At 72.4% G+C, this 20,982-nt stretch carries 23 protein-coding genes and 1 pseudogene; 11 read left to right on the top strand and 13 right to left on the bottom strand.

The features are described from left to right. Positions 1-45 precede the first annotated feature (45 nt). Positions 46-648, bottom strand: coding sequence for a dihydrofolate reductase family protein (locus KS423_RS09535; RefSeq protein ID WP_224277166.1), 603 nt, complete (start codon positions 646-648; stop codon positions 46-48). Positions 649-900: 252 nt separating this feature from the next. On the opposite strand from KS423_RS09535, the gene KS423_RS09530 reads away from it, so the two are divergent. After that, positions 901-2,007, top strand: coding sequence for a hypothetical protein (locus KS423_RS09530; protein WP_224277164.1), 1,107 nt, complete (start codon positions 901-903; stop codon positions 2,005-2,007). An 85-nt stretch (positions 2,008-2,092) separates the two neighbouring features. Next, positions 2,093-2,593: a peptidylprolyl isomerase gene (locus tag KS423_RS09525; RefSeq protein ID WP_224277162.1), complete on the top strand. Its 501-nt coding sequence runs from the start codon at positions 2,093-2,095 to the stop codon at positions 2,591-2,593. A gap of 196 nt (positions 2,594-2,789) precedes the next feature. On the opposite strand, the gene KS423_RS09520 is transcribed toward KS423_RS09525, so the two are convergent. From KS423_RS09520 to KS423_RS09495, 6 genes are all read right to left on the bottom strand, one after another. After that, the gene (locus tag KS423_RS09520) at positions 2,790-3,563 is read right to left on the bottom strand and encodes a nucleotidyltransferase family protein (RefSeq protein WP_224277160.1); all 774 of its coding nucleotides are present in this window, start codon (positions 3,561-3,563) and stop codon (positions 2,790-2,792) included. 301 nt (positions 3,564-3,864) lie between these two features. Next, the gene (locus KS423_RS09515) at positions 3,865-4,380 is read right to left on the bottom strand and encodes a DinB family protein (protein WP_224277158.1); all 516 of its coding nucleotides are present in this window, start codon (positions 4,378-4,380) and stop codon (positions 3,865-3,867) included. Positions 4,381-4,496: 116 nt separating this feature from the next. Further along, entirely contained in the window at positions 4,497-5,609 is a 1,113-nt protein-coding gene (locus KS423_RS09510; RefSeq protein WP_224277156.1) for an ABC transporter substrate-binding protein, read from the bottom strand. A gap of 321 nt (positions 5,610-5,930) precedes the next feature. Then, positions 5,931-6,527, bottom strand: a complete 597-nt coding sequence (locus KS423_RS09505; RefSeq protein ID WP_224277155.1) for a peptidase inhibitor family I36 protein — start codon at positions 6,525-6,527, stop codon at positions 5,931-5,933. A gap of 233 nt (positions 6,528-6,760) precedes the next feature. Next, positions 6,761-6,970 (bottom strand): DUF397 domain-containing protein, encoded by a 210-nt coding sequence (locus KS423_RS09500; protein WP_224277153.1) that lies wholly within the window; start codon positions 6,968-6,970, stop codon positions 6,761-6,763. After that, the gene (locus KS423_RS09495) at positions 6,955-7,794 is read right to left on the bottom strand and encodes a helix-turn-helix transcriptional regulator (protein ID WP_224277151.1); all 840 of its coding nucleotides are present in this window, start codon (positions 7,792-7,794) and stop codon (positions 6,955-6,957) included. Before KS423_RS09495 ends, KS423_RS09500 begins: the two co-directional genes overlap by 16 nt. A gap of 118 nt (positions 7,795-7,912) precedes the next feature. Between KS423_RS09495 and KS423_RS09490 the strand changes: the two genes are divergently transcribed. From KS423_RS09490 to KS423_RS09480, 3 genes are read left to right on the top strand one after another with little or no spacing between them, the layout of a single operon-like run. Further along, complete coding sequence (locus KS423_RS09490; RefSeq protein WP_224277149.1) at positions 7,913-8,113, top strand: hypothetical protein; 201 nt, start codon at positions 7,913-7,915, stop codon at positions 8,111-8,113. Position 8,114: 1 nt separating this feature from the next. Next, entirely contained in the window at positions 8,115-8,360 is a 246-nt protein-coding gene (locus KS423_RS09485) for a hypothetical protein (protein WP_224277147.1), read from the top strand. 32 nt (positions 8,361-8,392) lie between these two features. Then, positions 8,393-8,860, top strand: coding sequence for an NUDIX domain-containing protein (locus KS423_RS09480; RefSeq protein WP_308020161.1), 468 nt, complete (start codon positions 8,393-8,395; stop codon positions 8,858-8,860). Positions 8,861-8,924: 64 nt separating this feature from the next. Here the strand turns inward: KS423_RS09480 and KS423_RS09475 are convergent, their stop codons facing one another. Further along, positions 8,925-9,245 carry a hypothetical protein gene (locus tag KS423_RS09475; RefSeq protein WP_224277145.1) on the bottom strand — a complete coding sequence of 107 codons (321 nt, stop codon included), beginning with the start codon at positions 9,243-9,245 and terminating at the stop codon, positions 8,925-8,927. Between the two features lie 294 nt (positions 9,246-9,539). Beyond that, a complete protein-coding gene (locus KS423_RS09470; RefSeq protein WP_224277143.1) occupies positions 9,540-9,926 on the bottom strand; it encodes a fucose-binding lectin II in 387 nt (128 codons plus the stop codon). Between the two features lie 224 nt (positions 9,927-10,150). Here KS423_RS09470 and KS423_RS09465 point away from each other — a divergent pair, with 224 nt between their 5' ends. After that, positions 10,151-10,762 carry a DUF2306 domain-containing protein gene (locus KS423_RS09465; RefSeq protein WP_224277141.1) on the top strand — a complete coding sequence of 204 codons (612 nt, stop codon included), beginning with the start codon at positions 10,151-10,153 and terminating at the stop codon, positions 10,760-10,762. Between the two features lie 7 nt (positions 10,763-10,769). Here the strand turns inward: KS423_RS09465 and KS423_RS09460 are convergent, their stop codons facing one another. Then, positions 10,770-11,444, bottom strand: a complete 675-nt coding sequence (locus tag KS423_RS09460; RefSeq protein WP_224277139.1) for a hypothetical protein — start codon at positions 11,442-11,444, stop codon at positions 10,770-10,772. A gap of 132 nt (positions 11,445-11,576) precedes the next feature. Continuing rightward, the gene (sigJ, locus tag KS423_RS09455; RefSeq protein WP_224277137.1) at positions 11,577-12,521 is read right to left on the bottom strand and encodes an RNA polymerase sigma factor SigJ; all 945 of its coding nucleotides are present in this window, start codon (positions 12,519-12,521) and stop codon (positions 11,577-11,579) included. 169 nt (positions 12,522-12,690) lie between these two features. Here sigJ and KS423_RS09450 point away from each other — a divergent pair, with 169 nt between their 5' ends. The 3 genes from KS423_RS09450 (at position 12,691) to KS423_RS09440 (ending at position 14,359) form a co-directional block, all read left to right on the top strand. Then, a complete protein-coding gene (locus KS423_RS09450) occupies positions 12,691-13,167 on the top strand; it encodes a carboxymuconolactone decarboxylase family protein (protein ID WP_224277135.1) in 477 nt (158 codons plus the stop codon). 36 nt (positions 13,168-13,203) lie between these two features. Continuing rightward, a complete protein-coding gene (locus KS423_RS09445; RefSeq protein WP_224277133.1) occupies positions 13,204-13,590 on the top strand; it encodes a DoxX family protein in 387 nt (128 codons plus the stop codon). A 253-nt stretch (positions 13,591-13,843) separates the two neighbouring features. Then, positions 13,844-14,359 (top strand): histidine phosphatase family protein, encoded by a 516-nt coding sequence (locus KS423_RS09440; RefSeq protein WP_224277131.1) that lies wholly within the window; start codon positions 13,844-13,846, stop codon positions 14,357-14,359. A gap of 256 nt (positions 14,360-14,615) precedes the next feature. On the opposite strand, the gene KS423_RS09435 is transcribed toward KS423_RS09440, so the two are convergent. Continuing rightward, positions 14,616-15,209 (bottom strand): histone deacetylase, encoded by a 594-nt coding sequence (locus KS423_RS09435; protein WP_224277129.1) that lies wholly within the window; start codon positions 15,207-15,209, stop codon positions 14,616-14,618. A 533-nt stretch (positions 15,210-15,742) separates the two neighbouring features. Here KS423_RS09435 and KS423_RS09430 point away from each other — a divergent pair. Next, positions 15,743-19,711, top strand: a complete 3,969-nt coding sequence (locus KS423_RS09430; RefSeq protein ID WP_224277127.1) for a Pls/PosA family non-ribosomal peptide synthetase — start codon at positions 15,743-15,745, stop codon at positions 19,709-19,711. A 200-nt stretch (positions 19,712-19,911) separates the two neighbouring features. Here KS423_RS09430 and KS423_RS09425 read toward each other — a convergent pair. Beyond that, positions 19,912-20,247 (bottom strand): annotated as a pseudogene (locus KS423_RS09425) (SAM-dependent methyltransferase); the annotation flags it as partial. A gap of 277 nt (positions 20,248-20,524) precedes the next feature. On the opposite strand from KS423_RS09425, the gene KS423_RS09420 reads away from it, so the two are divergent. Then, positions 20,525-20,982: hypothetical protein (locus tag KS423_RS09420; protein ID WP_224277124.1), on the top strand; the 458-nt coding region annotated here is incomplete at its 3' end.

Raw genomic sequence — 20,982 nt, 5'->3', positions numbered from 1 at the left:
CCTCGCCGAGCACGGGCAGCGGATCGTCGCCGTGACGGCCGCCCGCTACTCCCGTGACCAGCGGCTCTCCACCACCCCGCACCCGTACGCCGACACCCCGCCCGACCGGTACCCGTGCTCCACCAGCCACGGCCCGGACACCCGGCTGCCTGCCCCCGCGAACCCGGGATTGACGAACAGCCGCAGCTCCTCGGCCAGTCCCTCGCGCAGCAGCGAGGCCACCAGCCCCGCACCGCCGAAGCACAGCAGCCGCCCGCCCGCCGCCTGCTTCGCCCGCGCCACCGTGTCCGCGAGCTCCCCGGTGAGCACCTCGGTGCGCGGCCACTCCTGAAGCGGCCGGCCCGCCCGGGACACCGTGAACTTCGGCAGCGCCCCGATCGCCCGGGCGAACTCCCAGTCCCCGTCGCCGGGGTGCAGGGCGGCCATCCGCTCCCAGTGCCCCAGGTACCCCTCGTCGGTCATCGGCCGGCTCAGCAGGATGCCCGAGGCCCCCGCCAGCAGTGCGTTGAACGAGGCCCGCAGATCCGCGCTCCACGGCCACTCGGGCCCCCAGTTCCACAACTTCCAGTCGGCCCCGGGAACTTCGCTGTCCACGAAGCCGTCCGCCGACACCTGCATCGCCACGACCAGCCTGCCCGTGCCACCCATGCCGCACCTCCCTTGTCCGTGCAGGCTAGAACACGGCTCCGACAAACGGGCGGAGCCCGGACAGGGACGCGGGGGAATGCCCGCGGGGCCGGAGTGCGGGGGTGTCGTCACCCGATCGAGTGGCCGGCGTCGGCGTTCCACATGGCGGTGGTGGGCGCGTGGGTAGCGTCGGTCCATGATCGTGGAATCGTCAACCGGCCTGACGTATCGACGATTTGACTTATTGTCGTATCAGTAAAGAGGCATCGTCGCATGGCAGAGAAGCGCCTGAAGTCCTGGGGCAACAACCGCTCCGGCCAGCTCGGGGACGGCACCTGGGCCGACCTCCGCACCACGGCCACCGCCGTGCTCGGGCTCACCAGCGCCGAGGTGGCGAAGATCGCCGCCGGCGGGTTCGGCTCCTCCACCGGCCACGGGCTGGCCCTGCTGACGGACCGTACGGTGCAGTCCTGGGGCGTCAACGGCTCGGGCCAGCTCGGCGACGGCACGGTGTTCAGCCACAACGTGCCCGGCCAGGTGGTCAACCTCTCCGACGCCACCGACATCGCCGCCGGCGGCGCACACAGCCTCGCCCTGCTCGCCGACGGCACCGTGGCGGCCTGGGGGCAGAACCACCACGGCCAGCTCGGCAACGGGGCCGGCGCCGACAGCAGCATCCCGGTCCGGGTCGAGGGCCTGGCCAAGGTCGTCGCCATCGCCGCCGGCCTCCACCACAGCCTGGCGCTGCGCGAGGACGGCACCGTGTGGGCCTGGGGTTACAACTGCAACGGCCAGCTCGGGGACGGGACTTCGGCGAGCAGGGGCACCCCGGCGCCGGTGGCCGGCCTGACCGGGGCGAGCGCGATCGCCGCCGGCGCCGGCCACAGCCTCGCCCTGGTCGGCAAGCCGGGCAACGGCGCCACGGTGAAGGCCTGGGGCTACAACGCCACCGGCCAGCTCGGCGACAACACCACCATCAACCGCTTCACCCCGGTCGCCACACGGGGCGCCTGGTCGGGCGGCGTCTGGCAGATCGCGGCCGGCTGCAACCACAGCCTGGCCGTGGTCGACGGCGACAGCCGCCTCAAGGCCTGGGGCCAGAACACCGCCGGCCAGCTCGGCGACGGCACCACGGTCTTCCGCACCACCCCCGTCACCGTCCCCGGCCTGACGGGCGTGCGGCTGGTGGCCGCAGGCCGGGAGCACACCGTGGTGCTGTCGGGAACCAGCACCGTGCACTCCTGGGGCAGCAACGGCTCCGGCCAACTCGGCGACGGCACCACCAGCGACAGCACGACCCCGGTACCCACCCTCACCGCACTCACCGGCATCGACAAACTCGCCGCCCCCGTCGGCGGCGACTTCAGTCTGGCCAACTGAGGCGCCTTGACGGTGCCCAGCCGCACCTCCTGTCACAATGCCGTGAGCGTTCCGTAGCCACCACAACGCAGACAGTGAGGTAGTCATGTCGAAGGTCAAGCTGAGCACCAACCACGGCGACATCGTTCTCCGACTCGACGCGGAGAAGGCCCCGGCCACGGTGGAGAACTTCCTCCAGTACGTCCGGGACGGGTTCTACGACGGGACGATCTTCCACCGGGTCATCAACAACTTCATGATCCAGGGCGGCGGACTCGAACCCGGCATGAAGCAGAAGAAGACCCGCGACCCCATCCAGAACGAGGCCGACAACGGCCTGAAGAACACCACGTACTCCGTGGCCATGGCCCGCACGATGGACCCGCACTCGGCCACCGCCCAGTTCTTCGTCAACGTCGCCGACAACGACTTCCTGAACCACACCGCCAAGAACACCCAGGCCTGGGGCTACACCGTCTTCGGCGAAGTGGTCGAAGGCCAGGACGTCGTCGACGCCATCAAGGCCGTGCCCACCGGCACCAAGGCCGGCCACCAGGACGTCCCCAAGGAGGACGTCATCATCGAGAAGGCCGAGATCGTCGAGTAGGCCGGGCAGCGGAGGAACAGGAAGTCGGCCCGGCCGACTTCCTGCTCACACGGCTACGCCCTCCCGGCCGCAGGACGGGGCGGTCCGGCGAAGCACGGGGGCGGGACGTCAGCAGGCGGCCACCGCACCCACCCAGCCCCAGGGCCGTCGTCACCGCAACGGGACCGCGGCCTACCCCGGCCGGTGGGGCAGACCGTCAACGAGCAGCCGGATCCGCTCCCTTGACCGCGGCCGGTTGCCGGCTCCGCTCCGACCGAGCCGGCGCCGCCACGCATGCCCGCAACTCGCGCAGATCACTCAACGTGTTGACCGCGCACCAGAAGCCACCGACGCGGTATCCCGCCAGCTGCCGAAGCCGCACCAGGTACGGAAGCGTCGTGTCCGCGTGGTCCCCCTGATCCGGCAACAGCGGCACGACACCGGGCGCGAAGACGTACACGCCGCCGTTGACCGTGCAGGCGGCCGGGGGCGGCGCGGCAAGCTCGGCGACCCTCCCCACCGCATCGCAGACGACCGTGCCCCGGGGCAGCCGGGGCGGGACCAGGGCGACCGTGGCCAGTGCCCCGCACCGCAGGTGATGAGCGCCCAGCGCGGTGAGCGGAAAATCGGCCCAGATGTCGCCGTAGACGGCGAACCACGGCTCCTGGGGCGCCGGAAGCGCACGAGCGGCGAGTTTCAGCCCTCCGCCCCGCCCCCGCGCGGCGTCCTCCACGACCACGGTGGTGCAAACCGGCAGGCTCGCCGTACGCACGTAGTCGGTGATCACCTGCGAGCGGTAGCCCGCCGAGACGACCACCGTCTCCACACCCGCACCGGCGAACCACTCGATCTGATGGCGCAACAGCGGTGCGCCGTTCACCTCGACCATCGCCTTGGGACACAGGTCCGTGTACGGGGCGAGCCGCCTGCCGCGTCCACCCGCGAGGACGACGGCCTGACGGATCCGGGGAAGAACCTCCGGCAACCACATCCCCGACCTCCCGGGAACGACGGCACAGCGTCGGAACACCCGCCGCGAGGCCCGGGCGGAGCGTACGGATGCGACGCGGGCAGCCCCGACGCGCCGTAGACAGATACCCGACCCACTCACCGTGAAATCCCTCCCCGCCACCCTGGCCGAGGCACAGCAGCCGCACGGACCGGAGCCACGCGCCCCACCGCCCCCGGCCCTCGGTGGGCCGGGGGCAGCGGGGCGCGGACCCTGCGGCCGGGACGACGAGTACACGATCCTGCGACTGCCCGGGACTTGAGTCCCGGGCAGTCGACCGCAGCTAGTAGTAGCCCTTCGAGCCGTCGAGGAGCTCCCGGACGATGTCGGCGTGCCCTGCGTGGCGGCCCGTCTCCTCGATGAGGTGGATCAGCATCCAGCGGAGGTTGGCGCCGCCGCTGCGGAAGCCGGGGTGGCGGCCGACGTCGTCCAGGGAGGCCGCCGCGACGATCTCGTTGCTGCGGGCGCACTGGGCCTCGTACTCCGCGAGCAGCTCGGCGAGGGGGCGGCCGCCGGTGTGCCAGTCGGCGTCCTCGTCCGACTCGTCGAACGCCGGGTTCTGCTTCTCGTCGCCGCCGAGGAACAGCACCTCCAGCCAGAGGTGTTCGGTCCAGCGCATGTGCGAGACGAGGCCGGCCATCGTCATGGTCGGCGAGGTCGGGATGACCGAGCGGTGCGCGTCCTGGTCGTCCAGCCCCTCGCACTTCCAGCGCAGGATCTGCCGTTGCAGGTCCAACCAGCCGATGAGCGCGGTGCGTTCGTCCGCTTGGAGTGGGGGGCGTTCCAGTTCCGATGCCATGGCGGTGCAGGCTACCGGGGCGATCCGACGGGCGCACCGGATTTACGCGTGCGGCCCGGTGGACCGGGCGCGGGCAGGAAGCCGGCAGGGCCGACTGCCTGCCCTTGCGCGCGCTCTCAGCCGGTGTGGAGGACCCGGAAGCGGTCGGGTGCCGCCGGATCCCGGTCGACGACCTGGACCGGCGGCCAGGCCCATTGCCAGACGCTGCCGTCCGGCGTGCGGGAGAACCGGATCCGTCCGCGGGTGCCCTCGACGGCGACGCGCGGCCAGGATTCGGCGATGCGCGCCCGGTCCGTGCCGTGGGAACGCAGCACGTCGGCGAGGACGGTGACCGTGTCGTAGCCCTCGAAGGCGACGAAGGAGGGCGCTTCGCCCAAGTGCTCGCGCAGGGCCGTCCCGACTCGCGCACCGAGTGGGCCGAGACGCTCGGGCAGGTAGCGCAGGAACGGGACCGCCGAGCCGTCGTCGCCCAGCAGGGCCGCCCACTCGGCGAACTCCGGTTGCCCTGCCGGAGCGCCGATCACGATCCCGGCGAGGCGCCGGTCGCGGCGGACGGACCTGACGATCGATGCCGCCGGCTCCGGGGCGCCGACCAGCAGGAGGAGGGCTGTCGCGCCCTGCCGCACGAGTTCGTCGCACACGGCGGTGGGGTCGAGCTCGCCCGTGTCGAGTTCGATGACGGTGCCGCCGTGCGGGGCGAGGCAGTCCCGCAGGATGCGGGTCCCGGCTGCCCAGTAGACGCTCGGCTGGGTTGCCACGGCGATTCGGCTGTGGCCCGCGCCGAGGAGGAAGTCCGCGTAGATCCGCCAGCTGTGCGACTGCGCCGGGCACAGGCGCGCGACCCACGGGCTCGGCTGTTCGGTGAGCGCGTCGAGCACCGCCGACGTGCAGAGGTACGGCAGGCCGAGGGCGTCGGCCCTGGCGGCAGCCGCCCGGGCGACGACGCTGTGGTACTCCCCGGCCAGGGCGGCCACGCCCAGGCGGGCCAGCTCGTCCACGGCCTCCGCGGCCCGCTGCGGATCGGCCGCGGTGTCCCGGACCACCAGTTCGAGTGGTCGCCCTGCGATCCCACCCGTGTCGTTGACTTCGCGAACGGCCAGTTCGAGCCCGGCGAGCACGTGCCGGCCCGCCTCGACCCAGCCGGGCCGGGTCAGCGGAACGAGAGCGCCGATCCGCACCGGTGGTCCGTCCGTCCGCTCCGCTGCGGACGGCGATGGCGACGTACTCATACGTTGGCGTCTCCCGCGTGACGATTCGGTCGCAGGCTGCCCGGAAACGGATCGCCGAGCGGCAACGCCCGGTGGTACGCGCCCATCGCGCCTCGCCACGGTGAGCGCACCTGCGTGATCATGCGAGGACATTGCATCCACCACCACCGCCACAGGACAAGTGAATTCTCGTTCGCGGTGCCGCCGGTGACGAAGGCCTGCCGGGCTGGGGGTGGCGGACGGTTCGGGACGTTGTCGAACAGCAGGAAAGAGCGGGAAGTCGGCGAGGCCGCCTTCCCGCTCAGGCCGCCGCCGTCGCAGTCGGGGCGGCGGTCGGCGGTTCTAGCAGGGGCTGAGCCAGTAGACCCAGCCCCAGGGGGCCGCGCGGTCCTCGCTGTAGCCGCCGGGGGAGGTCCAGCCGAGGTTGCCGTTGACGTCGTAGAACTTGGCGTACAGGGTGGACCGCTGGTTGTTGATCCACGATCCGGTCCCGGACCAATAGATGCGGACCGGGTAGTTGCAGGTGAACAGGCGCAACTCCTCGCCTGTGAAGTTCGTGCCGCTGTACGCGCACACATAGGTGTACGGGCAGCCCGAGGACAGGCTGTTGGCGTCGAGGTCGCGGGCCCGTTCCTCCCCGGGCAGGGGGAGCAGCAACTCACCGCCGTTCAGGGCGATCTTGTTCACGGCCACCTGGCGCGCCCCGGGTGTCTTGGCGAGGTAGTCGTCCGCCCGGGTCTGCAGGCTCTTGGCCTGGGCACTGTTCAGCCCGAGGCTGCGGGCCTGCGCCGAGAAGTCCGCGCGGGCGGCGCTGGTGCTGCTTGCGCCGGTGGCGGCGGACGCGGCGGGAGCGACGCAGACCGCCAGGGCGGCCGCCACGGCGAGCGGCACCGCGAGCAGGCGCTTCTTCATGGCTCCCACGATCAGGCGTTTCAGCATGAAACCTCCTTGTAGGGGTCCTTCGGAAGCCAATCCTGTCCGGGGCGGGGAGTAGCGTCTTGTAGGAATGCGTACGGCCGGTTGCCCGGACCGTTCCGGGCCGGCCCCGCAAGAAGCCCGACAGCCTGGCCGCCTGCCCGGGCAACACGATCAACCACCTGCTACGACAAGCGAAGCTACAGAGACCTTGGCCCCGCCGCCCCAGGGTGGGGCGGCGGGGCCGGTGGCTGCGGTCAGCGGGCGTCGAACTCGCCGGTGCGGACGGCGGTGACGAAGGCCTGCCAGGCGGGGGCGGGGAAGAGGAGAGCCGGGCCGGAGGGGTCCTTGGAGTCGCGCACGGGCATGACGCCGGCGAAGCCGTCGGCGACCTCGATGCACTGGCCCCCATTTGCGCCGCTGTACGAACTCTTCCGCCAGGAAGCCTCGGTCAGGTCGACATCCACTCCAGGTCCCTCCTTGCCGCACGGATGAAAGCCAGCGATTCGGCCCGGCCAAGGGCCTCGACCGCAAGTCGATCGTAGCTCTTGACTAGCGTGGCAACCGACTTGGTATCGCGATCGATGTAACCGCGCTGCTCAACCTCGCCATAAGCAAGAACTTTGCGGTTCGGCATGGTAAGGAGGGTCGCCATGTGCGTGAACGGCCGGTCCTCGCCCAGAGAGAACGGGGCCACCTGGATGACCACCTCGGGGCGAGTGGACAGCTGCTCAAGGTGAAGCAGTTGTTCGACCATGACGTCACGCCCGCCGACGACCCGCCTGATGCAGCACTCGTCCAGCACCACGTGGAGGAGTGGGGGAGGAGTCCGCTGCAGGACTTGCTGCCGGGCGAGCCTGAATTCGATGCGTTCCTCTGCCAGTTTCAGGGTCGAACCGCCTTGCCTGACGAAACCCATCTGGATGGCGGTGGCATACGCCCGGGTCTGGAGAAGCCCGTTGACGATGTCGTTCTCGAAGATCCTGATCTCTTCGGCAAGAGCCTCGTAACGGGAGTACTCCGGGAAGCCCTCCAAGATCGCGGCATTCTTCAGCTGATACCACATCAGCATCATGGTGCCGCCCGTGTCGAGTGCGATGTCGGAGAGTTCGGCGAGCTTGCGGCTCGGCGGCCGGTGCGCAAGTTCGACATAGGAGAGGTGTGAGGGGGAGCACCCGATGAGCGGGGCCAGCTCCTCCTGGAGGAGGCCCTTGGCCTCTCGTGAGTTGCGGAGTTGGATTCCGAAGGGCGCCCAGGGGCTCGACTCCGGGTCAATCTTCTTCTTGTTCATGGCAGCCCTCAACTTCCGTGTGGCCCCTCGGCAAGTAGCAGGCCGCTTCCGATGCTAGGTGACCTTGCGCCACCATGTGCACAGAAAGTGAAACTCCGATCGCAGAGGGTTCCGTTCCATGGCCCACGACCAAGCCCCCCGCCTCCACGGCTACGGCGTCCGCTGGGACCCCGAGGCCGACCGCTACCGGGTCCGCAACGAGATGACCGGCGAGTGGCTGCGCCAACCCACCGGGGAGCTCGCCTCGTTCGTCTTCTTCGGGGACGCCTACAGTGCCTGGCGGGCCTTCGAGGTCCACAAGCGGCCCGGGGAGAAGTGAGATGTCCTCCACCCTCTCCCGCGCGACCGCCGAGCAGCGCCGCCAGGCCGCCGACGTCCTGGACGACCTCACCACCGTCCTCGCCCTCGGCGGCGTCAAGCCCCCCACCCTCGAAGTCGACTGGGCGGACGGCCGCCTGACGTGCAGCTACCTGCTCCACCTCACCGCCCGCCCGCTCGACCTCCTGCGCATGGTCGACCTGCTGCGCAAGGGGCTGCGCTACGAGCGCCTCACCTACGACGACTGAACCCCCTGCCACGTCGAGAAAGTGGACTCCCCGTGCAAGACCCCCGCCTGCTCGCCAAGCCCCCCGTCTGCCGGCTCGGCTGCCTCGTCCTCGTCCGCAACCAACGCGGCGACGTCCTCCTCGTCGACCCCGACTACATGGACGGCATGATCCTGCCGGGCGGCTCCGCCCGCCCCAACGAGCCGCCGCACCTGGCCGCCGCCCGCCACCTGCGCGCCGACACCGGGCTGATCGCCCGTCTCACCGACATCATCGCCGTCGACTTCACCCCGGCCGACCGCTACCTGGAACGACTCAACCTCGTCTTCGACGGCGGCACCGTCCCCGACAGCGCCCGGATCACCGTCCCGCCCCAGCACAGGAGCGGCCTGCTCGGCGCCCGCTTCGTCCCCGCCCTCGACCTGCCGGCCTTCATGGCCCCCTCCCAGGCCGCCCGCGCCGCCGAGGCCCTCGCCAACCGCTCCGTGCCCGTCCTCCTCCACGGCCAGCGCGCCGCCTGACGGTGCGTGGACACGCCTCGGCCCGGCGCGGACGTCCGCGCCGGGCCGAGGCATTCTTACTGGATCAGTCCAGGGCGAGGAAGCTGCCGACGTTCTCGTCCGGCCGGAACTCGCCCGGCCCCAGGGGGTTGAGGATCCTCGTCATACAGTTGCCGTCGGGGAACAGCAGGATGGTGCCGCCGGTCCGGTTGGCGATAGCGGTGTCGGGCCCGAGGCCGGGGTAGCACCGGCCGCCCTCCGGGTCCCGGACCTGCCGGAACTGGTCGCCCTTCTCCATGATCACGACGCCGGGGGCCGCCGAGGCGGTCGAGACGTTGACGAAGGACAGGGCGAGGACGCCGGCGGTGACCGCGAGGGCCGCGCGCGGGCTGAAGCGCATACGCATGGGGGACTCCTGTACTGGGTTCACGAAGGGCTTCACCGGGAGTTCCGAAGCCCCGAACCGGCCGGTGCTTGTCGCTCCCGGTGACTGGTTCCCCGTGCTCCGGGCCGGGCCCTGCCTCAGGCCCGATGGTTCACCCGAACGGGATTCGTGTGCTCGCGCGTTCCGGGCCGCCTTCGCCCCCGCCGGCCGCTCCCTGCCCGCCCTCCTCCACGGCCAACGCGCCGCCTGACCAACGCACCTCGGCCCGGCGCGGGGGGACCGCGCCGGGCCGAGGCGTTCCCGCTGCCCCTGCGGCTACCTCGGCGTGTGCCAGCTGAATTCGAGGATGGTGTCGTTGTAGTCGGCGTCGTCGCCGTTCTCGGCGACGACCACCAGCAGGTTGTAGTTGCCGATCGCGTACGGGCCGCCGGAGTTGAGCTTGCTCGGCCGGAAGGCGCCGTCGGCCGCGGCGAACTCGAAGACGGCGGTGAGGACGGCCGGCCCGGTGATGGTCTCCTGGCCGATGGCGGTGTTGTGCTCGCCCGTCCCGCTGAACAGCAGGTCCACCGTGCCGTCCTTGCCGGTGAGCCGCACCTGCTGGGTGCTGGACGAGTTGGTCTTGGCCTTGACGGTCACCTTGGCGTCGGCGGGCAGGCTGATCTCGGCCGTGTTGTCCTTGACGTAGACGTAGGCGTCGGACATGGGATTCCTTCGTTCCAGAGGGAGTTCTCAGGGGGATCGCCGCTCACGCTAGCCGCGCCGGGATCGATTCCAAGGAACTCCGGACCGGGACAACCCCTTCGAGGGAATGATCTCGATGTCAGGTTTCAACTGCGCTTCCCAGCAAGGGAGGTGGGGTTCTCTGGGGGTTCTTCTCGGGGGCAATCCGGATGCCGGCCCACGGCAGCAGGCCCCAGACTCGGTCCATGCGCATCACACGGGCCGGCTGGGCCGTCATGACGGTGCTCTCCATGCTCATCGTCGTCATCTCCGCCAAGTACATCAGCTTCGACCCGGCGGTGTTCTTCGAGCACCAGCGCGCCACCTACCTGAGCCACGAAGTCCCGCTCTACATCCACATCTTCGGAGCGGTCACGGCCCTGGCGGTCGGGCCGTGGCAGTTCTCCACCCGCCTGCGCGAACGCAGCCCGCGCCGGCACCGCCGCATCGGCGTCACCTACCTGCTCGCCTGCCTGGTCGGCGGGGTGGGGGCGCTGCTGCTGGCGCCGGTCGCGTACGGGGGAGCGGTCGCCGGGCTCGGCTTCGCCTGCCTGGCCGTGGCCTGGCTGGTGACCGGCGGCGCCGGGCTGCGGGCGATCCTGGACGGCCGGGTGATCGACCACCGCCGCTGGATGATCCGCAGCTTCGCGCTCACCTTCGCCGCCGTCACGCTGCGCCTCATGCTGCTCGCCGCGACGGCCGCGCGCCTGGACTTCCGGACCTCCTACACCGCCATCGCCTGGCTGTGCTGGGTGCCCAACCTCCTGCTGGCCTGCTGGTTCACCCGCCGCCGCCCCGTCGCCGGGGCGGTGGCGTGAGCGCCGCTCAGATGCGGGTGCAGACGTGGGTGGTGGGGCTGTGGCCCGCCGTGTGGACGATGCGCAGGGTGTTGCCCGAGTAGCTGACGTCCAGCTTGTCCTTGGTGCTGCCGGCGGTGGCGCCGGGTGGCGTCCAGGGGAAGGACAGCTGCCCGGACTCGCCGACGCTGTCCGGCACCTGGAGGGCCTCGGGGCCGCGCCCGGCCATCAGCGCCTTGGGGCCCTCGAAGAAGCTCAGCGACAGGTGCCCGCCACGCAGCAGCAGACTGCCGCGCCAGGTGACGGGCTTGCCGTCGAGGTCGTCCCAGACGAGCGTCCAGCCGCCGTTGCGGCCGCCGGACTCGATGGTGATCTTGCCGTGGGCCTTGTCGCCGCGCGTGCTGGTGGACTCGATCGTCCAGGTGCCGGTCACGAAGGCGTCGAAGATGCGCTCGGCGACGGTGGGCTTGGCGGCGGGGGCGGACGGCGCGGGGGAGCCGGTGTCGGCGGCCGTCGGCGCTCCTGCGCCGCCGGCCGCCGCCTTGCCGTCACCGCTGCCCGTGCTGCCGCCGCTGCTTCCCCCGCAGGCGGCGGCCAGCGAGGCGCCCACGCCGAGCGCGAGGTAGCGCAGGGCGTTACGTCGGCCGATGACGCGAGCCGCGGCGTTGAGCCGGCGGAGCCGGCTCAGGTGACGGCTGTTCATGTTTCCCCCGTGGATGGCCTTCTTGATCGAATGGGGGAGTATAGCCACTGGCCCGGCCGGGCAGCGGTGTTCCTCCGCCCGAGTAGCGGCTCCTGGATCGTGGCCGGCACCAACACCGGCACCGGGACGGGGTCACTTCGGCGCGGGCAGCAGCCCGAGGTCCGAGACCGGGCCGAGGTGGGCGAGCTTGTCGGGGTTGGACACGGCGTGGACCGCCCGCACCGCGCCGTCGGCGTCGATGTCCAGCTCGATGACGCTGGCCACGCGCTGCCCGGCGTCGTACACCACCGCGCCCGGGCGGCCGTTGACCCGGGCCGGGACGAGGTGTGCGCCCAGGCGGAGGATGCGGCGCAGGCCGCCGATCAGCATCTGGGCGACGCGGCGAGGGTCGGTCAGGGAGTGGGCGAGTGCGCGGGCCTTGCCGCCGCCGTCGCCCTGGAGCACCACGTCGGGGGCGAGCATGCCGAGCAGGGCGTCCAGGTCCCCGCCCTCGGCGACCTCGAAGAAGCGGCGGGCCAACTCGTCGCCTTCCGCGCGGCGGGCCGGGGCCGGCAGGGCGGGGCCGTCCTCGGGGGCGGCTGCGGGCGCGAGGCGCTTCCTGGCGCGGGCGAAGATCTGACGGCAGTTCGCCTCGCTCCTGCCGACCATCTCCGCCACCTCCGGGTAGCCGTACCCGAACGCCTCGCGCAGCGTGAACACCGCGCGCTCGACCGGGGAGAGGGCCTCCATCAGCACCAGGAACGCCATCGACAGCGCGTCCGCCAGCTCGGCGTGCTCGGCCGGTCCGGGGCGCTCGGCGGTGGCGACGACGGGCTCGGGCAGCCACTCGCCGACGTAGGCCTCGCGGCGCACCCGGGCGGACTTCAGGTGGTTGATGCCCAGCCGGGTGACGGCCGTGGTGAGGTACGCCTTGGGGTCGGTGATCGCGGTGCCGGCCCGGGCGGCGCGGGTCAGGCCGAGGAAGGTGTCCTGGACGAGGTCCTCGGCGTCACCGACCGAACCCGTCATGCCGTAGGCGATGGAGAACAGCAGTGGCCGGTACCCGGCCGCGCCCGCCACATCCGTCGATCCCATCATGGAACCCCCCTTTCCGGACCGTGGCCAGCAGGTTATCCGAGGCCCGTCGGGGCTCACGGGCGGGTGGTGTGGCGCGGGTCACGGCGCCCGGGTGGCGGGGGGACGTCACAAAGCGGCGGGCTGTTCTGTCTTCAAGGGCAGCAAAGGGACACCGACCGAGGAGTACACCATGGAACCCCGCCTCAACGTCTTCGCCAACCCGGTCCTGAGCAAGGTCTTCAAGCACCTGATCGCGGCCAACAAGCCCATCGCCGAGTCGAGCCTGCCGTACGCCGTCCAGGAGTTGGTGCGGCTGCGCGCCAGCCAGATCAACGGCTGCGGCGCCTGCGTCGACATGCACTTCAAGGAGGCGGTGCACGCCGGGGAGGACCCGGTGCGCCTGAACATGGTCGCCGCCTGGCGCGAGGCCACGGTGTTCACCGACGCCGAGCGTGCCGCGCTGGAGCTCGCCGAGGAGGGCACCCGGCTCGCGGACGCGGCCGGCGGGGTGAGCGACGAGGTCTGGGCGAACGCCGCCAAGCACTACGACGAGGAGCAGCTCGCGGCGCTGGTCTGCGTGATCGCGCTCATCAACGCCTTCAACCGGGGCAATGTGATGATCCGTCAGCCCGGTGGTGGCTACGAGGTCGGCATGTACCAGCACTGACCGGCTCGACCTGCCGGTGAAGGGAAGGAGGGCGCGGTGAACGTTGCGCTGTGGATCGTGGCCGGGCTGCTGGCCGCCGTCTACCTGCTCGGTGGCGTGCTCAAGGTGGTCGCGCCGAAGGAGAGGATCGCCGCCGCCGGTTCCAGTGGCCGCTGGGTGGAGGACTTCGGCGCGGGAGGGGTGAAGGCCATCGGCGCCGTCGAGGTGCTGGCGGCGGTGGGGCTGGTGCTGCCCGCCGTGCTCGGCATCGCGCCGGTGTTCGTGCCGCTGGCGGCCGTCGGGCTGGTGCTGCTGATGGCTGGGGCGGCGGCGGTGCGGATGCGCCGCCGGGAATACCGGCTGGTGGCGGTGGACGCGGTCTACATCCTGCTGGCCGCCTTCGTCGCCTGGGGGCGCTTCGGACCCGAGCCCTTCCTCAACTGACCGGCAGGGCAGGGGCGATGGGAGACCGGGGCCGGTCGACGGTACGGCTGCCGCAGCACCTGCGGCGGCGCCGCGCCGCCGAGCGGCCCCGGCCTGAACCGGGCCGGTCCGTCATCCGTGGGGGTGAACATCGCCGGTGCATCCCGGTCGACGGACCGTCGGTGCGGGCGCGGGCTGCCACGATCTTCGCTGCTGGGGCCCGTGCCCCGTCGCTGTCGTGAACCGCCCGTTGCCGGGCGAGAGGGAGAAGCCGATGTCCGAGGAGACGACGCACCGGATCGTCCTGGTCCGCCACGCCAAGTCCGCGCACCCCGACGTGGACGACCACGAGCGCCCGCTCGCCGAGCGGGGCCGCAACGATGCGCCGGCGGCCGGCCGCCGGCTCGCCGGCAGCGGCGTCACCCCCGACCTCGCGCTGGTGTCGACGGCCGCGCGGACCCGCGAGACCTGGAAGCTCATGGCTGCCGAACTCCCGGCCAAGCCGAGGACCGTCCACGAGGAGCGCATCTACGAGGCGAGCGTGGGGGAGCTCATCGCGATCCTCAACGAGGTGTCCGACGAGGTGCGGGACCTGGTCGTGGTCGGCCACAACCCCGGCATCCAAGCACTGGCCGACGCCCTGGCGGGCGAGGCGGAGGGGGACCTGATGTCACGGATGCGCTCCGGCTTCCCGACCTCGGCCATCGCGGTCCTGTCGTTCCAGGGCAGCTGGAAGTCCGTCGAGCACGGTGCCGGCCGGCTGGTCGACTTCTGGACGCCGCACGCCTGACATACCCGGGCCCCGTCGTCGGGCGGCCGTTACCGTTCCCGGACACTCCCGGGTCCTCGGGCCGGGCATGATCACGTCGTCCAGTACGCCTACGCCGAGCCCGTACGGACCTCGGACGACCCGCCGCGGTCCCCGCAGCCGACCGAGACCCCGGGCTCCACCGCGTTCCCGGAGCCCGAGCTGTGCCCGTCCGGCCTCGAACCGTGCCGCTCCGCGAACGTCTGACTCCCGCCCGCCTCCCCGCCCGTGCCCCCGCTCAGCCCAGCACCGCCGCCACCGCCCGCGGGGTCCAGTGCCCGGACGCGCCCGGGCGGGTGGCGAGGTAGCCGGCCGAGCGCCAGGGGCCCCAGCCGTGGGACTCGGCCAGACCCGCGGCCAGGGTGCGCAGGTAGGGCGGGGCGGGGGCGTTGAGTTCGGCGCCGGCCACGCCCCAGGGCGCGGTGAAGGTCAGCAGCGGGTGCCCGTCCAACTCGCCGACGTGCAGCAGGGTTTCGTAGCGGCCCGGGCCGAGCTCGGCGCGTCCGGTGGTGAGTGCCGGGGTGAGGTCGAGGTCGGTGCCGGGGGAGCGGAGCATCTCCTGGGCGGCGATGTCGCTGAACTGGCCGACCGTCAACAGGTAGGCGCGGCACGGGACGTCGCCGTGGGCCGCCGGGTCGTAGAAGGCCGAGCCGCCGCCCCAGGTGAGCGAGCGCCCGGCGAAGTAGAGCGTGCCCGGCAGCGCGGTGGCCACCGCCCGGCGCGGCGGGCGCCGGTCGCGGCAGCCGGGGTAGTCCTGCGTTCCGCCGTTCGGGCGACCCCCGCGCAAGTAGCAGGCCAGGCGGGCGGCGTGTAGGTTCGAGCCGTACGCCACATACCAGACGAGCGGACCCGTTTTCCGGCCAACTTCGGCCCTTTGATGGCTGTTCCCGGACCCGCCGCCGTCAGCGGAATCCCAGCCTGAGGGGCCGTTGCCCAGCCCGCTCACAGGAAGGAGCCGCGGTGAGGGGCGCGGAAGACTCCCACACGAAGATGTGAAAACCGTGAACAGGCCGATGATCCGACCAGAACCCCCCGATTCGGTAGCGGCCCCCTCATTACCGGTACCGTTCCGGACGCCATGCCGTTCATCACTCTTCCCCCTCCCGTCGCGCTCCTTCGGTATTCGGCGATTACTCTTCACCAGCGAAAACGATCGAAAACCCACGAAATATCTTTCGATTCATGCCGTTGCCGCCCCTGTGTGGCATCGATGATGAGAATTTCCTTTGATCGCCCTTCGCTGCATCCAGCTGACTCCCAGCGGAGTCATGGTGAGTGGGCGCTGTCCCCGTAGGCGACAAAGGCCTCACCCGGCGTCACACCCGTACGCGCCCCCAGAAACCCCGGAGCCGAGGAAACCCATCCATGGACGCACGCCACGACACGGCCGGCCCAGGCACGCTGCACCGCCCCCACCCGGGCCCCGCGGCGGGCTGGCCGGTGGCCCAGGCCGCCCACCCCCGCAGCCTGCTCGACATCATCGCCGCCACCGCCGACGCGTACCCCCACGCGCCCGCGCTCGACACCGGCGACACCGTCCTCGACTACCGCGCCCTGCTGCGCGAGGTCGACACCCTCGCCGGGCAGCTGGCCGGCCACGGCATCGGCTGCGGCGACCGGGTCGGGGTCCGCATCCCCTCCGGCACCGCCGACCTCTACATCGCCATCCTCGCCGTCATGCGCTGCGGCGCCGCCTACGTCCCCGTGGACGCCGACGACCCCGACGAACGCGCCGAGATGATCTGGCAGGACGCCGCCGTCTGCGCCGTCCTCGGCCCCGGGCGCAGCCTGCACGCCGCGGCCGCCACCCGTCCCCGCGGCCGCCCCGCCTGGCCCGCGGCGGCCGACGACGCGTGGATCATCTTCACCTCCGGCACCACCGGCCGCCCCAAGGGCGTCGCCGTCACCCACCGCTCGGCGGCCGCCTTCGTCGACGCCGAGGCCCGCCTCTTCCTCCGGCAGCAGCCGCTCGCCCCCGGCGACCGCGTCCTCGCGGGCCTGTCGGTGGCCTTCGACGCCTCCTGCGAGGAGATGTGGCTCGCCTGGCGCCACGGCGCCTGCCTCGTCCCCGCCCCCCGCGCCCTGGTCAAGGCCGGCACCGACCTCGGCCCCTGGCTCGTCGAGCGGCGCATCACCGCCATCTCCACCGTCCCCACCCTGCTCGCCCTGTGGCCGCAGGAATGCCTGGACGCCGTACGCCTGATCATCGTCGGCGGCGAGGCCTGCCCCGCCGAACTCGTCGACCGCCTCGCCGTCGACGGCCGCGAGTTCTGGAACACCTACGGCCCCACCGAGACCACCGTCGTCGCCACCGCCGCCCGCATGCTCCCCGGCGAGCCCGTGCGCATCGGCGCCCCCCTGGACGGCTGGGAGATCGCCGTCGTCGACCAGGCCGGCAACCCCGTCCCCTGGTACGAGAGCGGCGAACTGCTCATCACCGGCGTCGGCACCGCCCGCTACCTCGACCCCGCCAAGGACGCCGAGAAGTTCAGCGCCCACCCCGCCCTCGCCTCACCCCGCGTCTACCGCAGCGGCGACCTCGTCCGCAACGACCCCGAAGGCCTCGTCTTCCTCGGCCGCGCCGACGACCAGATCAAACTCGGCGGCCGCCGCATCGAACTCGGCGAGATCGACGCCGCCCTCCAGGCCCTGCCCCACGTCCGCGCCGCCGCCGCGGCCGTCCGCAAGACCCCCGCCGGCGCCGACCTGCTCGTCGGCTACCTCGTTGCCCAGCCCGGCACCACCTGCGACCTCACCACCGCCCGCCGGCAGCTCCTCGAACGCCTGCCCGCTCCGCTGGTGCCCGTCCTCGCCCTCGTCGACTCCCTGCCCACCCGCACCTCCGGCAAGGTCGACCGAGGCGCCCTGCCCTGGCCGCTCGCCACCACCGGAGGCGCCCTTCCCGCCGAGAAACCGGACGGCACCGCCGGCTGGCTCGCCGGCCACTGGGAACGCCTGCTCGGCATGCGCCCCGGCGCCGACGACGACTTCTTCGCCCTCGGCGGTTCCAGCCTCACCGCCGCCCGACTCGTCTCCGAACTGCGCACCCGCCACAACGGCGTCTCCGTCGCCGACCTCTACGCCCACCCCGTCCTCGCCGACCTCGCCACCTACCTCGACACCCTCACCCCGACAGCCGCATCCGAACGGACGGCCACCCAGGCGCCGCCCCGCAGCCGCACCGTACGCCGCACCCCCCGCAGCGCCGGCCTGTGGCAGACCCTGGTGCTCCTCGGCATGTTCACCCTCGCCGGACTGCGCTGGATCCTCGTCCTGATCGCCCTCGACAACCTCACCGGCGGCCACCTCACCTGGGCCCCGCACAGCTCCTGGTGGCCCGTCGCCGCAGGACTCCTCCTCCTCTACAGCGCCCCCGGCCGCACCCTGCTCGCCTCCGCCGGCGCCCGCCTCCTCACCGCCGGCATCCGCCCCGGCAGCCACCCCCGCGGCGGCCACGTCCACCTGCGCCTGTGGGCCGCCGAACGCTACACCACCATGTTCGGCACCGCCGCCCTCGCCGGCACCCCCTGGGCCTGCCGCTACGCCCGGGCCCTGGGCTGCCGCGTCGGCCCCGGCGTCCAACTCCACACCCTGCCCCCCGTCACCGGCCTCGCCCGCCTCGGCGCCCACAGTTCCGTCGAACCCGAAGTCGACCTCGCCGGCTGGTGGCTCGACGGCGACACCCTCCACCTCGGCCACATCGACATCGGCGAAGGCGCCCGCATCGGCCACCGCGCCACCCTCATGCCCGGCGCCCGCATCGGCGCCCGCGCCGAGATCGCCCCCGGCTCCTGCGTCACCGCCACCGTCCCGCCCGGCGAACACTGGTACGGCTCCCCGGCCCGCCCCGCCGCCGAGCCCTTCGCCGACTGGCCCACCGCCGCCGCCCCCGACTCCCGCGGCTGGAACCTCGCCTACGGCCTCGGGTTCGCACTGTTCGGCCTCGTCCCGGTCATCGCCGCCCTGCCCGCCCTGCTCATCGTCTACCCGATGATCGACACCGACGCCACCCTGTCCGACGCCCTCGTCCAACTCCTGCCCGCCACCATCCCTCTCGCCGCCCTCGCCTTCGCCTGCTACGCCACCCTGATAGCGCTGCTCATCCGCCTCCTCTCCCGCCCGCTGCGCCCCGGCTTCCACCCCGCCACCGGCCGCGTCGCCTTCTGCGCCTGGGCCGTCAGCCGCCTCGGCGACACCGCCCGGCGCACCCTCTTCCCCTTCTACGCCAGCCTCTTCACCCCGGTGTGGCTGCGCCTGCTCGGCGCCCGCGTCGGCCGGCGCGTCGAGGCCTCCACCGTGCTCGCCCTGCCAGGCCTGATGCGGGTCGACGACGGCGCCTTCCTCGCCGACGACACCCTCGTCGCCCCCTACGAACTGCGCGGCGGCTGGCTCCACCTCGGCTCCTCCTATGTCGGACGCCGCTCCTTCGTCGGCAACTCCGGCATCGTCGGCCCCGACCGCCACCTGCCCGACAACTCCCTGGTCGGCGTGCTCTCCGACACCCCCGCCCACGTCCCCGAAGGCTCCTCCTGGCTCGGCCGCCCCGCGTTCGCCCTGCCCCGCGTCGCCGACACCGGCGCCGAAGGCCTCACCTACAACCCGCCCCGGCGTCTGATGTGGGCGCGCGCCGGCGTCGAGCTCTGCCGGCTGCTGCCGATCGTCCTCGCCGCCCTGCTCGGCGACCTCGTCCTGGTGGTCCTGCAGGAACTGCGCGACGAGTACGGGATCGGCGCGGCCCTCGGCGCCGCCGGACTGGTGCTGATCGCCGCGGCCGTCGTCGCCTGCGCCGTCACCACCGCCGCCAAGTGGCTGCTCGTCGGTCGCTTCCGCGTCGCCGAACACCCGCTGTGGTCCTCCTTCGTGTGGCGCAACGAGCTCTACGACACCTTCGTCGAGGAACTCGCCATGCCCTTCGGCGGCCACGCCATCACCGGCACCCCCTACCTGAACGCGTGGCTGCGCAGCCTCGGCGCCCGCATCGGACGCGGCGTGTGGTGCGAGACCCACTGGCTGCCCGAGACGGACCTGGTCACCGTCGAGGCAGGCGCCAGCGTCAACCGCGGCACCGTCCTGCAGACCCACCTCTTCCACGACCGCGTCATGCGGCTCGGCCCCGTCCACCTCGCCGCCGGCTCCACCACCGGCCCGCACTCCATCGTCCTGCTCAACTCCTCCCTCGGCGCCGGCACCACCGTCGGCCCGGCCTCCCTGGTCATGCGCGGCGAGAACGTCCCCGGCGCCACCCGCTGGCTCGGCAACCCCGTCGCCGCCTGGAACGCCGACCCCACCCCGCCCGCCGGACGACGCCGCCGCCGGGCCACCGCATCGGTGTGACGCGGATCACCTCCGCGGGGTGACGAGTTCGCGGTGCGGTCACGGTCCTCACCCGTGACCGCACCGCGTTTCCTTTGCCCGATCGGGAGGAACCGCTCATGACCGCCCCTGACCACGGGATGCGACGAGCCCGCGTGCGAAACCGGCCTCCGACCTCTCGCGCGCGAGCCTGCGGTGCGCCCCGGGCCCGGGGCGGGGGATCACGGGCGCCGGGCCACGAAGACGAACTCCCGCCCCGGCCGGTCGGACGCGTCGCGGACGTCCTCCACCGCGAAGCCGTGGGCGAGCAGATCCCGCTCGACCTCCTCCCGCTCCCGGAACCGCAGCGTCGAATCCGACGTCAGCACCTGCCCGTCCGAGGCGAAGACATAGGTCCACCGGAACGTCACCAGAGGCCCGTTCACGCCGACCAGTCGGACCCAGCTCTCGACGGATCCGGCACCCGGGACCTCCGTCACCCGGTGGGAACGCTCGCGGGTCCACTCCTGCCAGGCGCGCGCGGCCGGAACGCGGGTCTCGAAGACCAGGCGACCGCCCGCAGGCGAAGGGGGCACCCGGGAGCCGGGGCCGCCGTCGGCACGATCGGGAAGGCGGCGGCCCCGGCCCCGGTACGGGGTCCGTACGGGCGGGGCATCGACCGCGATGCCCGTACGGCTGCGGTCGGCACCCATTCCACGACTTCAACAGCACTTGAAGTCAAGCCCCATCCGAGGCGAGGCCCCGCCCGAGGGTGCCGCTCCGGGGCGGGGTAGCCTCGCTCCCGGCGGGGGCCTGCGGAGGACAGACACGGACAAGACGGACATGGGTGGGCGGATGACGGAGCAGCAGCACGGCTACTGGCGGGCGTCGGACGGTTCGGCGGTCAGCGCCGGCCAGGCGCACATCGTGTGGACCAGGGCGGCCTACCCCGCCCTGGTGGAGGTGGCGCGCCGCTACCACGCGGTGATCACCTACGCGGACCTGGCCGAGGCGGTGCAGGAGGCCTCCGGGGTGCGCACCCGGGTCAACCAGCGGCACTGGATCGGCAAGGTGCTGTCCCTGGTGATCCGCGAGGCGCACCGGCGCGGCGACCCACCGCTGACCGCCCTGGTGGTGCACGCCACGGACGGCAAGGTCGGCCCCGGCTACCAGGAGGTGCTGGCGGTGGCCGGACAGCCGCCGGTGGCCGCGGAGATGGACCGCGAGCAGCACGCGGCCGCCGCCCGCCTGGCCTGCTACCGGCACTTCGGCGCCGACCTGCCCGCCGACGGCGGCACGCCCGCCCTGGCCCC

This window comes from Streptomyces sp. LS1784, from assembly GCF_020103755.1.
In the GTDB taxonomy this organism is placed as follows: Bacteria; Actinomycetota; Actinomycetes; order Streptomycetales; family Streptomycetaceae; genus Kitasatospora.
Note: the sequence above shows the minus strand (reverse complement) of the source record. Positions and strands in the feature narration are given on the sequence as shown.

What these genes read in the sequence shown, in the direction of transcription:
- KS423_RS09535 (WP_224277166.1), bottom strand. Translation starts at nt 648, where the DNA reads ATGGGTGGCACGGGCAGGCTGGTCGTGGCGATGCAGGTGTCGGCGGAC.
- KS423_RS09530 (WP_224277164.1), top strand. Translation starts at nt 901, where the DNA reads ATGGCAGAGAAGCGCCTGAAGTCCTGGGGCAACAACCGCTCCGGCCAG.
- KS423_RS09525 (WP_224277162.1), top strand. Translation starts at nt 2,093, where the DNA reads ATGTCGAAGGTCAAGCTGAGCACCAACCACGGCGACATCGTTCTCCGA.
- KS423_RS09520 (WP_224277160.1), bottom strand. Translation starts at nt 3,563, where the DNA reads ATGTGGTTGCCGGAGGTTCTTCCCCGGATCCGTCAGGCCGTCGTCCTC.
- KS423_RS09515 (WP_224277158.1), bottom strand. Translation starts at nt 4,380, where the DNA reads ATGGCATCGGAACTGGAACGCCCCCCACTCCAAGCGGACGAACGCACC.
- KS423_RS09510 (WP_224277156.1), bottom strand. Translation starts at nt 5,609, where the DNA reads ATGAGTACGTCGCCATCGCCGTCCGCAGCGGAGCGGACGGACGGACCA.
- KS423_RS09505 (WP_224277155.1), bottom strand. Translation starts at nt 6,527, where the DNA reads ATGCTGAAACGCCTGATCGTGGGAGCCATGAAGAAGCGCCTGCTCGCG.
- KS423_RS09495 (WP_224277151.1), bottom strand. Translation starts at nt 7,794, where the DNA reads ATGAACAAGAAGAAGATTGACCCGGAGTCGAGCCCCTGGGCGCCCTTC.
- KS423_RS09490 (WP_224277149.1), top strand. Translation starts at nt 7,913, where the DNA reads ATGGCCCACGACCAAGCCCCCCGCCTCCACGGCTACGGCGTCCGCTGG.
- KS423_RS09485 (WP_224277147.1), top strand. Translation starts at nt 8,115, where the DNA reads ATGTCCTCCACCCTCTCCCGCGCGACCGCCGAGCAGCGCCGCCAGGCC.
- KS423_RS09475 (WP_224277145.1), bottom strand. Translation starts at nt 9,245, where the DNA reads ATGCGTATGCGCTTCAGCCCGCGCGCGGCCCTCGCGGTCACCGCCGGC.
- KS423_RS09470 (WP_224277143.1), bottom strand. Translation starts at nt 9,926, where the DNA reads ATGTCCGACGCCTACGTCTACGTCAAGGACAACACGGCCGAGATCAGC.
- KS423_RS09465 (WP_224277141.1), top strand. Translation starts at nt 10,151, where the DNA reads ATGCGCATCACACGGGCCGGCTGGGCCGTCATGACGGTGCTCTCCATG.
- KS423_RS09460 (WP_224277139.1), bottom strand. Translation starts at nt 11,444, where the DNA reads ATGAACAGCCGTCACCTGAGCCGGCTCCGCCGGCTCAACGCCGCGGCT.
- sigJ (WP_224277137.1), bottom strand. Translation starts at nt 12,521, where the DNA reads ATGATGGGATCGACGGATGTGGCGGGCGCGGCCGGGTACCGGCCACTG.
- KS423_RS09450 (WP_224277135.1), top strand. Translation starts at nt 12,691, where the DNA reads ATGGAACCCCGCCTCAACGTCTTCGCCAACCCGGTCCTGAGCAAGGTC.
- KS423_RS09440 (WP_224277131.1), top strand. Translation starts at nt 13,844, where the DNA reads ATGTCCGAGGAGACGACGCACCGGATCGTCCTGGTCCGCCACGCCAAG.
- KS423_RS09430 (WP_224277127.1), top strand. Translation starts at nt 15,743, where the DNA reads ATGGACGCACGCCACGACACGGCCGGCCCAGGCACGCTGCACCGCCCC.